Here is a 14,157-nt window from a genome sequence, read left to right on the forward strand (position 1 = left end):
TCAGCCCACCGCCTGTAGCAGTTCGGCCAGTTCGGCCACCGTGCCGGCCACGGCATGGGCCCCGGCGGCAAACAGCTCTGCCCGTTCGTGATAGCCCCAGTCCACGCCGATCGCGCGGACCCCGGCGTTGCGCGCCATGGCCATGTCGAAGGCAGTATCGCCGATCATCACGGTCAGCGCCGTTTCGGCCCCGGTGGCATCGAGGCAGGCCTCGATCATGCTGGGGTGCGGCTTGGACGGATGGCGATCGGCGGTCTGCAGCGTGACGAAGTGGCGGGAAAGACCGTGCGTGGCCAGGCAATGTGCCAGGCCCCGGTCGCTCTTGCCGGTGGCCACGCCCAAAAGCCAGCCGCGATGCACCAGGTCTTCGACCAAAGCGGCGATGCCATCGTAGAGCGGCTCGCCGACCATGCCCGCCTCGCGCCGGGCGCGGAACGCATCCTTGTAGGCCTGGGCCAGCATGTCGTGCGTCTCCGCCTCGCCCTCGGGATGGAGGCGGCGCATGGCCTCCACCAGCGACAGCCCGACGATGCGGCGGGTTTCGCTGCGTGGCGGTGGTACCAGGCCCATGGCGTGAAAGGCCCCGTCCATCGCCGCGCCGATATCGGCCTGGCTATCGACCAGGGTGCCATCGCAATCGAAGATGGCCAGGCGCAGGGTCATCGTGCGGCGGGGCCTTTCGGGGCGGGGCGACGTGAAGGGGCCTTGGCGGGGGCCTTGGCCGGCGCCTTGCCAGCAGGCTTGCTCGCGGGCCTGGCCCCAGGCTTGGCAACGGCCTTTGCGCCCGGCTTGCCCGCAGGCTTTGCGCCGGGCTTGCCAGGCACCTTGGCGCGCTGGCCGGTGGGACGGCGCCCGCCGCCGGCGTCAGGGCCATCGGCGCGCTTGCGGCGTTCGCCGCGGCGCTCCTTGCGATATTGCTTGGCATGGGCCTTGGCCACGCGCTTTTCCTGCGTCTTGGGATCGACCAGCACCGGCGCTTCGAGCGGCAGGTCGCCTTCGCTTTCGGTAAAGCCGAGTTGTTCCAGGCTCTTGGCAAAGTGTTCCGGCAGCGGCGCGGTCACGTCGAGCAAGTCGCCCTCGGGATGCTCGATCCGCAGGCGGCGGGCGTGGAGGTGCAGCTTGCGGCTGATGCTGCCCGAAAGGAACGCAGCCTGGCCGCCATACTTGCCATCGCCCACGATGGGGTGGCCGATCGCGGCCATGTGCACGCGCAGCTGGTGGGTGCGGCCGGTGAAGGGCTGCAGTTCCACCCAGGCGGCGCGGTTGCCGGCGCGATCGATCACGCGATAGCGCGTGCGCGAAGGCAGGCCGTGCTCGCTTTCATCGACCATCATCTTCTCGCCGCCGGTGCCGGGCTGCTTGGCAAGGGGCAGTTCGATCATGCCGTCATGAATGTCGGGCACGCCCATCACCAGCGCCCAATAGATCTTGCGCGCGGTGCGGCCGGAAAAGCGCTTGGAAAAGAACGCCGCGCTGCCCGGCGTGCGCGCCACGAGCAGGACGCCGGAGGTATCCTTGTCCAGCCGGTGGACAAGGCGCGGGCGCGGCGCGTTGTCGGCCGCATAGGCATCGAGCAGGCCATCGACATGCTCGAACGTGCCGCTGCCGCCCTGGGTGGCAAGGCCCGGCGGCTTGTTGATCACGATCGCGGCGCGATCCTGTTCCAGCACGATTTCCTCGGCCAGGCGGATCTGTTCCTCGGTCAAGGGCTTGCGCGCCCGCGCGCCTTTGCCGCCACCGGCCAGGGGCAGCGGCCCCCCGGCTGGCGGCACGCGCAGGGTCTGCCCGGCGGCCAGCCGGGTATCGACATCGGCGCGCTTGCCGTCGACGCGAATCTGCCCGGTGCGCGCCCAGCGCGACACCATGGCGAAACTCACCTCTGGCAGGTTGCGCTTGAACCAGCGGTCGAGCCGCACATCATTGTCATCGGGCCGAATCGTGAACTGGCGCACGGCATCTGAATTACCGGCGCCTTTGCCATGTGGGGCTTTAAAAGAGGTCATGGCCGCGCCCATAGGGCCTTTGCCCGCAAAATGCACGACATTGCTTGCCTTTCGCCGCCAGAATCACTATTGGGCGCCCGGTTCGAGCCGGTCCTGATCGGATTCGGCACGTTTTGTGTTCCTGGTATCTGGTGACCCCCGCGCGGCCGCGGGCTCTCGCCCGAAGCTGTTGAGGTATGTCGGTTTATGCAGATTCTCGTTCGCGACAACAATGTTGACCAAGCTCTTCGCGCCCTGAAGAAGAAGCTTCAGCGCGAAGGTGTCTATCGCGAAATGAAGCTGCGCCGTCACTTTGAAAAGCCGTCGGAAAAGCGCGCCCGCGAAAAGGCCGCTGCCGTGCGCCGCGCCCGCAAGCTGGAGCGCAAGCGCCAGGAGCGCGACGGCGCCAAGTAAGCCTCGATTGCGGCGGGTCGATCCGCTGCATTGAGCACTTGCGATAGGCCCTGTGCTGGGCCAAGAGGGCGCCGTGAATCACGGCGCCCTTTTCGTTGGTTCGAGCATGCTGGTTCGAATCGATGGGCAGGCACCGCCCGGGTGGCCCTCCATGGTCTGGAGGCCGCCTGACCAGGGAAAATCCAGAGGGACACCCCAGAGGGAAACCAATGTCGGAAATCACCCGCGTTCCGTTGCAGCCCGTCGCCAAGGGCTCGCTCGCCAAGGTTTGGCTGGGCGTGATCGTCGCTGTGCTGGTGGGCATCGGCCTGGCCTGGGCAGCGCGCCCGGTGCATTTCAGCGAAGTGCGCGTGATCGCGCTCAAGGAAGGGACGGGCAAATCGCCCACCACCTCTGACGTGGCGCTGATCAATTATGTCGGCCGCATTGCCAGCACGGGCAAGGAATTCGACCGTGGCGAAAACGCCGCGATGCCGCTGCAAGGCGTGATTCCCGGCTTTGCCCAAGGCCTTGCGCAGATGAAGGTGGGCGGCAAGTACCGGCTCGAGATCCCCGCTGCGCTGGCCTATGGCAGCCAGGCCATGCCCGGCCGCGATGGCAGCATTGCCGTGCCCGCCAACAGCGACCTCGTGTTCGACGTGGAACTGCTCGAATTCCGCTCCATGGCCGAGCTTCAGCGCCAGCAGGCCGCGATGCAGGCCTTGCAGCAGCAGATGCAGGCCCATGGCGGTGCAGCGGGCGCGCCCGGCGCCGTCGATGGCGCCGCGGCTGCCCCGGTGGCACCGGCCAACTGATCCGGATTCGCTGCGCCCAGGGCCCATGTCCTGGTGGCGCGGCGGTCCCACGGCTTGAAGGACACCGCGCGCGATGGTAGCGCGCGGTGTTCTTGTTTTAGGCAAACCCTGCATGAAAGGGACGGCATGTCCGTGAATACCGCCGACGTGGCGAAGATCGCCAGTCTTGCGCGCATCAAGGTGAGCGAGGCCCAGCTTGAGGCCATGGTTCCCGAATTGAACGGTATCCTCGCCTGGGTAGAGCAATTGGGCCAAGTGGACGTGACCGGGGTGACCCCGATGACTGCCGTGATCCCCAACACCTTGCGCCTGCGCGACGACGTGGTGAATGCCGACCCGCTGACCGGGGGCAATATCCGCGACGCGGTGCTGGCCAATGCACCGGTGGCCGAGCATGGCTTCTTCGGCGTGCCCAAGGTGATCGAGTAACCTTGGCGTTGCGCCAGGCGTGCTTCGACAAGCTCAGCACGAACGGATGTGGGTTTTAGATCAATCCCCCGTTCGCCCTGAGCTTGTCGAAGGGCCGGCGCAGCACCAAGCTTCCAGTTTCCCACGCACGGACCCACATGACCGTCCATGCGCAACCATCGGTTCGAACTGATGACTGACCTTACCGAACTTGGCGTTGCCGCCCTCCGCGATGGGGTGGCCGGTGGCGCCTTTACCGCCACCGAAGTGGCGCACGCTTTCAACGCTGCGGTGGAAGCGGCGCAGGGCGCGCTCAATGCCTTCATCGTCACCACGCCCGATGCCGCACTTGCCGCTGCGGCCAAGGTGGATGCGGACCGCGCGAGCGGCCAGCCGCTGGGCAAGATGGCCGGCGTGCCGATCGGCATGAAGGACCTGTTCGCCACCAAGGGGGTGCAGACCACCGCGGCCAGCAAGATCCTCGAAGGCTTTATTCCGCCTTATGAAAGCACCGTCTCGCAGAAGCTGTGGGACGCGGGCGCGGGCATGCTGGGCAAGCTCAACCTCGACCAGTTCGCCATGGGTTCGTCCAACGAAACCAGTGGTTTCGGCAACGTGATCTCGCCCTGGCGCAAGGGGGATGACGTGACCCCGCTGGCACCGGGCGGCTCCTCGGGCGGGTCTTCGGCCGCGGTTGCCGCGCGCATTGCGCCCGCCGCCACGGGCACCGACACCGGCGGCTCGATCCGCCAGCCGGCTGCCTTCACCGGCATTTCGGGCATCAAGCCGACCTATGGCCGCTGCTCGCGCTGGGGCGTGGTGGCATTTGCCTCCTCGCTCGACCAGGCCGGGGCGATGGCGCGCGACGTGCGCGATTGCGCGATCATGCTGGAGGCCATGGCCGGGTTCGATCCCAAGGATTCGACCAGCCTCGATCTGCCGGTGCCAGCCTGGGAAGCCGGGCTGAACGCCGATCTGCGCGGCAAGAAAGTGGGCATCCCGCGCGAATACCGCGTCGATGGCCTGGATGCCGATGTTGCCAAGAGCTGGGACGACGGCATTGCCTGGCTCAAGGATGCTGGCGCGGAGATCGTCGACATCTCGCTGCCGCATACCAAGTATGCGCTGCCGACGTACTACATCATCGCCCCGGCGGAGGCTTCGTCGAACCTCGCGCGCTATGATGGCGTGCGCTATGGCCTGCGCGACTTGCCCGAGGGCGCCAACCTTCAGGACATGTATGCCGCCACCCGCGCCGCCGGTTTCGGCGACGAGGTCAAGCGCCGCATCCTGATCGGCACATATGTGCTCTCGGCCGGCTTCTATGATGCCTACTACACCCAGGCGCAAAAGGTCCGTGCGTTGATTTCGCAGGACTTCATGAAGGCGTTCGAGACGGTGGATGTGATCCTCACCCCCACCGCGCCGTCGGCCGCGTTCGCGCTGGGTCAGAAGAGCACCGATCCGGTGGAAATGTACCTGAACGACGTGTTCTCGGTGCCGGCGAGCCTCGCGGGCCTGCCGGCCATGTCGGTCCCCGCCGGCCTCTCGCGCGACGGGCTGCCGCTGGGCCTCCATGTCATCGGTCGTCCGCTCGATGAACAGGGCGTGCTGAACGCCAGCCTTGCGCTTGAACAGCGCGCACAGTTTTCGGCCAAGCCGGGTAAGTGGTGGTAAGATGAGCAGCTATCGTATCCAGGGCGCCACGGGCGAGTGGGAAGTGGTCATCGGGCTGGAAGTGCACGCCCAGATCACCACCCAGGCCAAGCTCTTTTCCGGCTCCGCCACCGCATTCGGCGCCGAGCCCAACACCCAGGTCAGCCTGGTGGACGCGGCCATGCCCGGCATGCTGCCCGTGCCCAACCGCGAGTGCATCCGCCAGGCGGTGCGCACCGGCATGGCGATCGAGGCGCAGATCAACGCCTGGTCGCGGTTCGATCGCAAGAACTACTTCTATGCCGATCTGCCGCAGGGTTATCAGATCAGCCAGCTCTACCACCCGCTGGTGGGCGAAGGTTCGATCGAGATCGCGCTGGATGACAAGAACCCCGAAGCCGGCACGAAAGTGATCGGCATCGAGCGCATTCACGTGGAGCAGGACGCGGGCAAGCTGATGCACGATCAGCACCCGACGATGTCCTACGTCGATCTCAACCGCTCGGGCGTGGCGCTGATGGAAATCGTCAGCCGGCCGGACATGACTTCGCCGGCCGAAGCGGGCGCGTATCTCACCAAGCTGCGCCAGATCCTGCGCTATGTCGGCTCGTGCGATGGCAACATGGACCAGGGCTCGATGCGGGCAGACGTCAACGTCTCGGTGCGCCGCCCCGGCGAGCCGCTGGGCACCCGCACCGAAACCAAGAACGTCAACTCGGTGCGCTTCGTCATGGCCGCGATCGAGCATGAGGCGAGCCGCCAGGTGGACGTGCTGGAAGCCGGTGGCAAGATCGTGCAGGAAACCCGCCTGTTCGATCCGGGCACGGGCACCACGCGGTCGATGCGCAGCAAGGAAGACGCGCACGACTATCGCTATTTCCCCGATCCCGACCTGCTGCCGCTGGTGCTCGACCAGGCGTTCCTCGATGAATGCCGCGCGAGCCTGCCCGAACTGCCCGACGCCAAGCGCGCCCGCTATACCGATGTGCTGGGCCTTTCGCCCTACAACGCAGCGGTGCTGACGGCGGACGTGGACACGGCCGCCTGGTTCGAAACCCTGATCACGGCGAGCGCCGCCAAGCAGGGCAAGGACGAAGCCGCCGTCGCCAAGCAGGCGGCCAACTGGCTGACCAGCGAACTGTTCGGCGCGCTAAACAAGCTGGGCAAGGGCCTGGAAGACAGCCCGGTCTCGCCCGAAGGTGCCGCCGAGCTGCTCGCCCTTGTGGGCGACGGCACGATTTCCGGCTCCATCGCCAAGCAGGTGCTGGAAAAGATGCTGGAAACCGGCGACGGCGCCGCCGCCATCGTGGAACGCGAAGGCCTCAAGCAGACGACCGACACCGGCGCGATCGAAGCGGCGGTTGACGCCGTGCTGGCCGCCAATGCCGACAAGGTCGAACAGTACCGCGGCGGCAAGGAAGCCCTGTTCGGCTTCTTCGTGGGCCAGACGATGAAAGCCATGGCCGGCAAGGGCAACCCGCAACTGGTGAACCAGGTGCTGAAAGCCAAGCTGGGGTAAACCGGATCAGCCGGCATTGCCGCCAAATTGGCGCCAATGCCGGTTTGCCGTTGAACTGTTGCAAAGTTTTGCAATTATTCCTCCGTCATCAAACGGGGGAACCATCGTGACACGAATGTTTTGGGCTGGCGCTGCATCGCTGGCCCTTTTTGCTGCGGCACCGGCCGTTGCACAGGATGCGGGCGCCACGCTTTATGAAGCGCCCGATCCGGCAAAGTTGACCATGCCCAAGCTGGATTTCGCGCCCACGCCGGTGGACGAGCAGAACTACGACAAGTATTTCTACTTCCATCGCGAAGGCACCAGCTTTGCCCAGGCCTATGACGACGTTCGCGAATGTGATGCGCTGGCCAGCGGGTCCAACATCTATCTTGGCGCCAATTCCGCAGCAATGAGCAGTGCGATGAGCACCTATGGCCCACTGGCCGGCGGGGTGGGCGGCGCATTGGGATCGGCCATGGCTGATGTCATTTTCGGTTCGGCGATGCGCCGCGAACAGCGGCGGGTCAGCCTGCGCAACTGCATGGGCTTCAAGCAGTACCACCGCTATCCGCTCAACGCTGATTTGTGGAAGGAATTCAACTTCGAGGAAGGTCTCGGCCGGAAGAAGGAAAACACCCGCCTCAATGCGTTGGCGCTGCAGGCGCTGGTGGCATCGGGGCCGAAGCCGATGACGAAGGAGTTGGGGCTGTGATGAACCGTTCGTTTGCAACGCCTTTGGGTATGGCGCTCGTATTGGCGCTGGTATCGCCAGCGGCCACCGCCGCCCCGCTCCGCCCGAACCAGCCGATTGGGGAGGCGGACGTGCTTTCGGGCAAAGTCACGCGTGATCCTGACTTGGGTTATATCCTGGTCGGTGGCGTTGGCGGCGCCATGGGGACGTTCATGCGCGTGCCGGACGATGCCACGCGCGCTGCCTGGGAACAGGACCGCAAGGACGCTCTGGCAAAGGCGCTCAAGAAATATCCCGGTGCCGTCTCCGACTGGCAGGCCACGGTCGACATGCTCAAAAAGTCCGGCAACAAGGGTCCCTATCCCGAGAAGCCGGTGGAGCCGACGATAGACAGCGTCGAGGTGGCGCCGCTCGATACGCGAGACATGGTGAGCTTTGGCCCGCAATTCCGTTACACAAAGGGAGCGCGAACGTCTTTCCTCATAGCGGCAAAGCCCGGTACCTATTTCTGGGTGGGCGTCCCCGGTTCGCCTTGCATGTGCATGGGCACCGTGCAGTTCGAGGTGAAGGCCGGTGTGGTGACCAACCTGGGCAACATGCTGTGGGCGTTGCCGCAACAGAAGCTGGATATGACCGTCGCCCAACTTGCGGTCATCAAGAATGCCGAAGAACGGGCAAAAGCCGGAAAGCCGCCCCGCGCCGATCCGTTTGCAGCACCAGATCTCGATATAGTCGTGCCGGACAGCTTGAAAAACTGGACGGTGGTTGCGGCTGAACTGCATGCCCACGGCAAGTTCAACAACTACGGCGCGGTGGTTGTCAGTCGCTTGGCACCTATTCCCGGCGTGATCTCCTATCGCCGTGACACGGTGATCGACGAGCGCACCGGCCAGGCGCTGCCCAATCCCAAGCTGGTGAGCATGCAGAAGCCCAAGCTGTAAGCGGCCACGAAAAAGCCCCCTGCCATGGGCTGGCAGGGGGCTGTTCCATCAGGCGTGTCGGGCGGGCGCCTTACTTCCCCGGCACGCTCGCCACTTCCACGGGCAGGCCCAGCTTGTCGAGCTGCGGCTTGATCTTGGCGGCGTCGCCGACCACCACCCAGGTCAGCTTGCCGGGATCGAGTGCGGCGCGGGCGGCCTTGTCGAGGTCGGCGGCGGTGAGGGTGGGATAGCGCAGGGCGAGGCGGGTGTAGTAATCGTCCGGGCGATTGAACTGGACGATCTTGACCAGGCCATCGAGCACCGAGGACGAGGTTTCGAACGCGCCGGGCAGTTCGCGCGCGGCGCCTTGCGTGGCCCAGCCCAGTTCATCGGGCGCCACGCCCTTGTCTTTCAGGAATGCAGCCATGTCGGCCTGCATCGCAGCAACCGCGGGGCCGGTCTGGTCGGTCTGCACCGGGGCGACGAGGCGATAGATCACCCGGCCCTGGCGCTCGCTGACGGCGCTGCCCACGCCATAGCTCCAGCCCTTGCTTTCGCGCACGTCCATGTTGAGGCGCGAGAGGAAGCTGCCGCCCAGCACTTCGTTGGCGGTGCGCAGCGGCACCAGATCGTCGCGCCCGGTGGCGTTCAGCACTTCGCCGGCCACGATCATCGACTGGGGCGAGGCGGGGCGATCGACCAGCAGGATGCGCGGGGAAGGGGCAGGGATCGCGGCCGAGAGATTCTTGGCCGGCGCCGGGCCAGCCGGTTCGGCCCAGGTGCCGAAGCTCTGCTCCAGCAGCGGCTTGACCGCCGCCAGCGTGGTATCGCCGACCACGAAGATCGTGGCCTTGGACGGGCGCAACCAGGCCTGGTGGAACGCGGCGAGATCGGCCGGGGTCAGGCGCTTGACCACGGCGGGATCGCCCGTGCCGGTGGGCGGCGTGCCATAGGGGTGTTCCGGGCCATAGAGCACGGGATAGAGCACGCGCGAGGCCATGGCCGAGGGATCGCGCAGTTCGGCGTCGATGGCGGCGAGTTGTTGCGCGCGCACGCGCTCCAGATCGGCGGGCTTGAGCGCGGGGTGGCGCACATAGTCGGCCAGCAGGGCCAGCGAACCGGCAAGGTTGGGCGCGACGGCATCGAGCTGGAAGTTCGTGCTGTCGGGCAGGGCCTCGTTGCTGATGTTGGCGCCGAGGTTTTCACGCGCGCGGGCAAAGGCGGCGGCGTCGAGGCTGGTCGTGCCCTGGTCCATGGTCTTGAGCAGCATGGCCTGGGTGCCCAGCGCGGCGCGCGGATCGGCGGCGAAGCCGGCGTCGAAGGCCACCTGCACCGAAACCACCGGCACGGCGGCGCGGCGGGCGAAGACCACCTTGATGCCGTTGGACAGGGTCGCGCGCTCGATCTGCGGGAACTGCAGCGCCGCCAGGTTGCCGATCGGGGGCAGTTCGCTACGGTCCGGGCCGGCAGCAGCGGCGGGCAGGGGCGCCGGCTCTTGCCCGGGCTGGTGCCAATAGGCCGGGTGCGCCCCGCTGCCATGGCCGCCGCCCGCATTGGTGTCGTTGCTGGCCCAGCCGCCATGCGCCTCGCCCCCTTCGGTGCGGGTGCCGGGCTCGACGGTGAGGGCAAAGACCGGGCGGGTCAGCCATTTCTGCAGCGCGGCGCGCACTTTGGCGGGGGTGAGCGCGGCCATGTCGGCCAGTTCCTTGCGGTAATAGCCCGCGTCGCCGTGATAGAGCAGCCCTTCGGCCAGCGTCGGTGCCTTGCCGCCAAAGCCACCGACCGATTCCAGCTTGCGGATCTGGTCGCTGGCGGTGACGGTGCTGGCGCGGGCCAATTCGTCGGCCGTGGGGCCTTCGGTGACCAGGCGCTTGATCTGTGCATCGAGCGCGGCGCCCACGGCGGCGGCATCCTGGCCCGGCTTCACATCGGCCAGGACCACGAACTGCCCGGCCTGGGCATAGACTTCGGCATTGGCGCCGGCTGAAACCGCGATCTGCTGCCCGCGCACCAGGTTGTCGTCGAGCCGCGAGGAGGCAAGACCGCCCAGGATCACCGCGCCGATCTGCAGCGGCAGATAATCCGGATTGTCATAACCGGGGATCGCCCACATGCGATAGATGCGGGTGGTCGCCACTTCATCCTTGATCGTCTTGGCCTTGGGCGCAGGCAGCGTGGGCACCGGGGCGGCCACCGGCTGAACCTTTGGCCCGGCGGGAATCGCGCCGAACCACTTGGCCACCTTTTCCTTGGCCGTGGCGAGATCGACATCGCCGGCCAGCACCAGCACGGCATTGTTGGGGGCATAGTGATCGGTGAACCAGGCCTTCACGTCGGCCAGGCTGGCGCCGTCGAGATCGGCCATCGAGCCGATGGTGCTGTGGTGATAGGGGTGGCCGACGGGGTAGAGGTTTTCGAGCTGCTCGTATTCCACCAGGCCATAGGGCTGGTTGTCGCCCTGGCGCTTTTCGTTCTGCACCACGCTGCGCTGGTTATCGAGCGTTTCCTGCGTCACCGCGCCGAGCAGATAGCCCATGCGATCGGATTCCAGCATGAGGAAGCGATCGAGCGCGGCCGAAGGCACGGTTTCGAAATAGTTGGTGCGATCGAACCAGGTGGTGCCGTTGTAATCGGTCGCCCCGGCGTTCTGCAGGGGGGTGAAGTAATCGCCCTTGTTGTGCTCGCTGCCGTTGAACATCAGGTGTTCGAACAAGTGGGCAAAGCCGGTCTTGCCCTTGGGCTCGTTCTTGGAACCCACGCCGTACCACACCGAAAGCGCCACCACCGGCGCCTTGCGATCGGTGTGGACCAGCACGCGCAAGCCGTTGGGCAGGGTGAACTGTTCGTAGGGAATGTTCACCGCCTTGACCAGGTCGGCCAGCGGCGCAGGGGCGGGCGCGGCCGGCGCGGTGGCCGTTGCGGCAAGCACGGGCGAAGGCGCGGCCGAGGCGATGGCCAGGGCCAGGAGAGAGGCGTTGAGGAAGCGCTGCATGGAGGGGGGCTTGTCCTGTCTCAGAATGTCTCTGCGCCGATGTGTAGGGGCCTACGCGGCTGAGTCAAAGCTGAACCATCGCCATCGCCTGTCCACGGCGATTGGTTTGGATTGCAACCGGTGTGGCAAAATTTGATCCATGTCCTTGTGTTGCTCAAACGCAACACTACCTTGGGCGGGTCAGGAGAGTGAGACACCCATGAACCTCGAAAAATTCACCGATCGTGCCAAGGGTTTCCTCCAGGCGGCGCAGACGCTGGCGATCCGCCTGAACCATCAGCGCATCACCCCCGAACACGTGCTCAAGGCGCTGCTCGAAGACAGCGAAGGCATGGCCAGCGGGCTCATCCAGCGTGCCGGGGGCAACCCCGTGGCGGCGGTCGGCGCGCTCGATGCTGCGCTGGGCAAGATTCCCGCCGTTTCCGGTTCGGGCGCGCAGACTTCGCCCGGGCTCGACAACGATACCGTGCGCCTGCTCGACCAGGCCGAACAGCTCGCCACCAAGAGCGGCGACAGCTTCGTCACCGTGGAGCGCATCCTGCTGGCCCTGACGCTGGCGGGAACGACGGCGGCTGGCCAGGCGCTCAAGGCCGCGAACGTGACGCCCCAGGGGCTGGAAGCGGCGATCACCGCCCTGCGCGGCGGCCGCAATGCCGACAGCGCCAGCGCCGAAAATGCCTATGACGCGATGAAGAAGTATGCGCGCGACCTGACCGCCGCGGCGCGCGAGGGCAAGCTCGATCCCGTGATCGGCCGCGACGAGGAAATCCGCCGCACCGTGCAGATCCTGGCGCGCCGCACCAAGAACAACCCGGCGCTGATCGGCGAACCCGGCGTGGGCAAGACCGCGATTGCCGAAGGCCTGGCGCTGCGCATCGCCAATGGCGACGTGCCCGACAGCCTGAAGCATCGCCGCCTGATGGCGCTCGACATGGGCAGCCTGATCGCGGGCGCGAAGTATCGCGGCGAGTTCGAGGAACGCCTCAAGGCCGTGCTCGACGAAGTGAAAGGCGCGGAAGGCGAGATCATCCTGTTCATCGACGAGATGCACACGCTGATCGGCGCGGGCAAGACCGAGGGCGCGATGGATGCGTCCAACCTGCTCAAGCCGGCGCTGGCGCGTGGCGAACTGCACTGCATCGGCGCGACCACGCTGGATGAGTACCAGAAGTACGTGGAAAAGGACCCGGCCCTGCAACGCCGGTTCCAGCCCGTGTTCGTGGGCGAGCCGACCGTGGAAGACACCATCTCCATCCTGCGCGGGATCAAGGAAAAGTACGAGGTGCACCATGGCGTGCGCATTGCCGATGCCGCCATCGTGGCGGCGGCAACGCTGTCCAACCGCTATATCGCCGACCGCTTCCTGCCCGACAAGGCCATCGACCTGATGGACGAGGCCGCCAGCCGCATCCGCATGGAAGTGGAAAGCAAGCCCGAAGAGATCGAGAACCTCGATCGCCGCATCATCCAGCTCAAGATCGAGGAAATGGCCCTGGCCAAGGAGAGCGACCAGGCCAGCCGCGACCGGCTGGAAACCCTGCGCGAGGACCTTGCCAATCTGGAGCAGCAATCGGCCGAACTCACCACCCGCTGGCAGAACGAGCGCGACAAGATCCAGGCCGAAGGCAAGATCAAGGAACAGCTCGACGCCGCGCGCGTGGAACTGGAGCAGGCGCAGCGGGTGGGTGACCTGGCCAAGGCCGGGGAGCTGGCCTATGGCCGCATTCCCGAGCTGGAGCGGCAACTGGCCGAAGCCCAGGGCGCGAGCGAAAACGCCCTGCTGCGCGAGGAAGTGACCGCCGAGGATATTGCCGGCGTGGTGAGCCGCTGGACCGGCGTGCCCGTCGACCGGATGATGGAAGGCGAGCGCGAGAAGCTGCTTCACATGGAAGAAGCCATCGGCAAGCGCGTGATCGGCCAGAAGGACGCGGTGCTGGCCGTGTCCAAGGCCGTGCGCCGCGCGCGCGCCGGTCTGCAAGACCCCAACCGCCCGCTGGGCAGCTTCCTGTTCCTGGGCCCCACGGGCGTGGGCAAGACCGAGCTGACCAAGGCGCTGGCCGGCTTCCTGTTCGACGACGACAACGCGATGGTGCGCATCGACATGTCGGAATTCATGGAAAAGCACGCGGTCAGCCGGTTGATCGGCGCGCCGCCGGGCTATGTCGGCTATGACGAAGGCGGCGTCTTGACCGAGGCGGTGCGGCGCCGGCCCTATCAGGTCGTGCTGTTCGACGAAGTGGAAAAGGCGCACCAGGACGTGTTCAACGTGCTGCTGCAAGTGCTCGACGATGGGCGCCTCACCGATGGCCAGGGCCGCGTGGTGGATTTCACCAACACGCTGATCATCCTCACGTCCAACCTCGGCAGCCAGTACCTGGCCAACCTGGGCGAGGGCGAGGACGCGGCCAGCGTGGAGCCGCAGGTGATGGACGTGGTGCGCGCGCACTTCCGCCCGGAATTCCTCAACCGGCTGGACGAGATCATCCTGTTCCACCGCCTGGGCCAGGAACACATGGCCCCGATCGTGGACATCCAGGTGGCGCGCGTGGCCAAGCTGCTGAAAGATCGCAAGATCACCCTGAACCTGACCGAGGCGGCCAAGCGCTGGCTGGGCCGGGTGGGCTATGATCCGGTCTATGGCGCGCGGCCGCTGAAACGCGCGGTGCAGCGCCATCTGCAGGACCCGCTGGCCGAGCGCCTGCTGGCCGGGCAGATTCCGGATGGCAGCACCGTGACCATCGACGAAGGCGATGGGGCGCTGGGGTTTGTGGTTGCGTGAGGTTGGCTTAGGCTTCCACC

The 14,157-nt window shown here is 66.3% G+C and carries 11 protein-coding genes; 8 read left to right on the forward strand and 3 right to left on the reverse strand.

What is annotated here, in order from left to right:
• Both FHT19_RS15985 and FHT19_RS15990 read right to left on the reverse strand, forming a co-directional pair.
• Window positions 1-663 carry an HAD-IA family hydrolase gene (locus FHT19_RS15985; protein ID WP_169475906.1) on the reverse strand — a complete coding sequence of 221 codons (663 nt, stop codon included), beginning with the start codon at window positions 661-663 and terminating at the stop codon, window positions 1-3.
• Window positions 660-2,003 (reverse strand): RluA family pseudouridine synthase, encoded by a 1,344-nt coding sequence (locus tag FHT19_RS15990; protein WP_169475907.1) that lies wholly within the window; start codon window positions 2,001-2,003, stop codon window positions 660-662. The genes FHT19_RS15985 and FHT19_RS15990 overlap by 4 nt, the downstream gene beginning before the upstream one ends.
• A 186-nt stretch (window positions 2,004-2,189) precedes the next feature.
• Here FHT19_RS15990 and rpsU point away from each other — a divergent pair, with 186 nt between their 5' ends.
• The 7 genes from rpsU (at window position 2,190) to FHT19_RS16025 (ending at window position 8,387) form a co-directional block, all read left to right on the forward strand.
• Complete coding sequence (gene rpsU / locus FHT19_RS15995) at window positions 2,190-2,396, forward strand: 30S ribosomal protein S21 (RefSeq protein WP_011446475.1); 207 nt, start codon at window positions 2,190-2,192, stop codon at window positions 2,394-2,396.
• A gap of 209 nt (window positions 2,397-2,605) precedes the next feature.
• On the forward strand, window positions 2,606-3,190 hold the full coding sequence (locus FHT19_RS16000; protein ID WP_168556642.1) for an FKBP-type peptidyl-prolyl cis-trans isomerase: 585 nt from the start codon (window positions 2,606-2,608) through the stop codon (window positions 3,188-3,190).
• A 126-nt stretch (window positions 3,191-3,316) separates the two neighbouring features.
• Window positions 3,317-3,619 (forward strand): Asp-tRNA(Asn)/Glu-tRNA(Gln) amidotransferase subunit GatC, encoded by a 303-nt coding sequence (gatC, locus tag FHT19_RS16005; RefSeq protein WP_168556643.1) that lies wholly within the window; start codon window positions 3,317-3,319, stop codon window positions 3,617-3,619.
• Between the two features lie 171 nt (window positions 3,620-3,790).
• Window positions 3,791-5,275, forward strand: coding sequence for an Asp-tRNA(Asn)/Glu-tRNA(Gln) amidotransferase subunit GatA (gatA, locus tag FHT19_RS16010; RefSeq protein WP_169476175.1), 1,485 nt, complete (start codon window positions 3,791-3,793; stop codon window positions 5,273-5,275).
• A gap of 1 nt (window position 5,276) precedes the next feature.
• The gene (gatB, locus tag FHT19_RS16015) at window positions 5,277-6,773 is read left to right on the forward strand and encodes an Asp-tRNA(Asn)/Glu-tRNA(Gln) amidotransferase subunit GatB (RefSeq protein ID WP_169475908.1); all 1,497 of its coding nucleotides are present in this window, start codon (window positions 5,277-5,279) and stop codon (window positions 6,771-6,773) included.
• Between the two features lie 106 nt (window positions 6,774-6,879).
• On the forward strand, window positions 6,880-7,467 hold the full coding sequence (locus FHT19_RS16020; RefSeq protein ID WP_169475909.1) for a hypothetical protein: 588 nt from the start codon (window positions 6,880-6,882) through the stop codon (window positions 7,465-7,467).
• Window positions 7,467-8,387, forward strand: coding sequence for a hypothetical protein (locus FHT19_RS16025; RefSeq protein ID WP_169475910.1), 921 nt, complete (start codon window positions 7,467-7,469; stop codon window positions 8,385-8,387). Before FHT19_RS16020 ends, FHT19_RS16025 begins: the two co-directional genes overlap by 1 nt.
• A 70-nt stretch (window positions 8,388-8,457) precedes the next feature.
• Here FHT19_RS16025 and FHT19_RS16030 read toward each other — a convergent pair whose 3' ends face one another.
• Window positions 8,458-11,358 (reverse strand): pitrilysin family protein, encoded by a 2,901-nt coding sequence (locus FHT19_RS16030; RefSeq protein WP_169475911.1) that lies wholly within the window; start codon window positions 11,356-11,358, stop codon window positions 8,458-8,460.
• A 199-nt stretch (window positions 11,359-11,557) separates the two neighbouring features.
• Here FHT19_RS16030 and clpB point away from each other — a divergent pair, with 199 nt between their 5' ends.
• Entirely contained in the window at window positions 11,558-14,137 is a 2,580-nt protein-coding gene (clpB, locus tag FHT19_RS16035) for an ATP-dependent chaperone ClpB (protein ID WP_169475912.1), read from the forward strand.
• Window positions 14,138-14,157 lie beyond the last annotated feature (20 nt).

This window comes from Novosphingobium sp. SG919, assembly GCF_012932495.1.
GTDB lineage: Bacteria > Pseudomonadota > Alphaproteobacteria > Sphingomonadales > Sphingomonadaceae > Novosphingobium > Novosphingobium rhizosphaerae.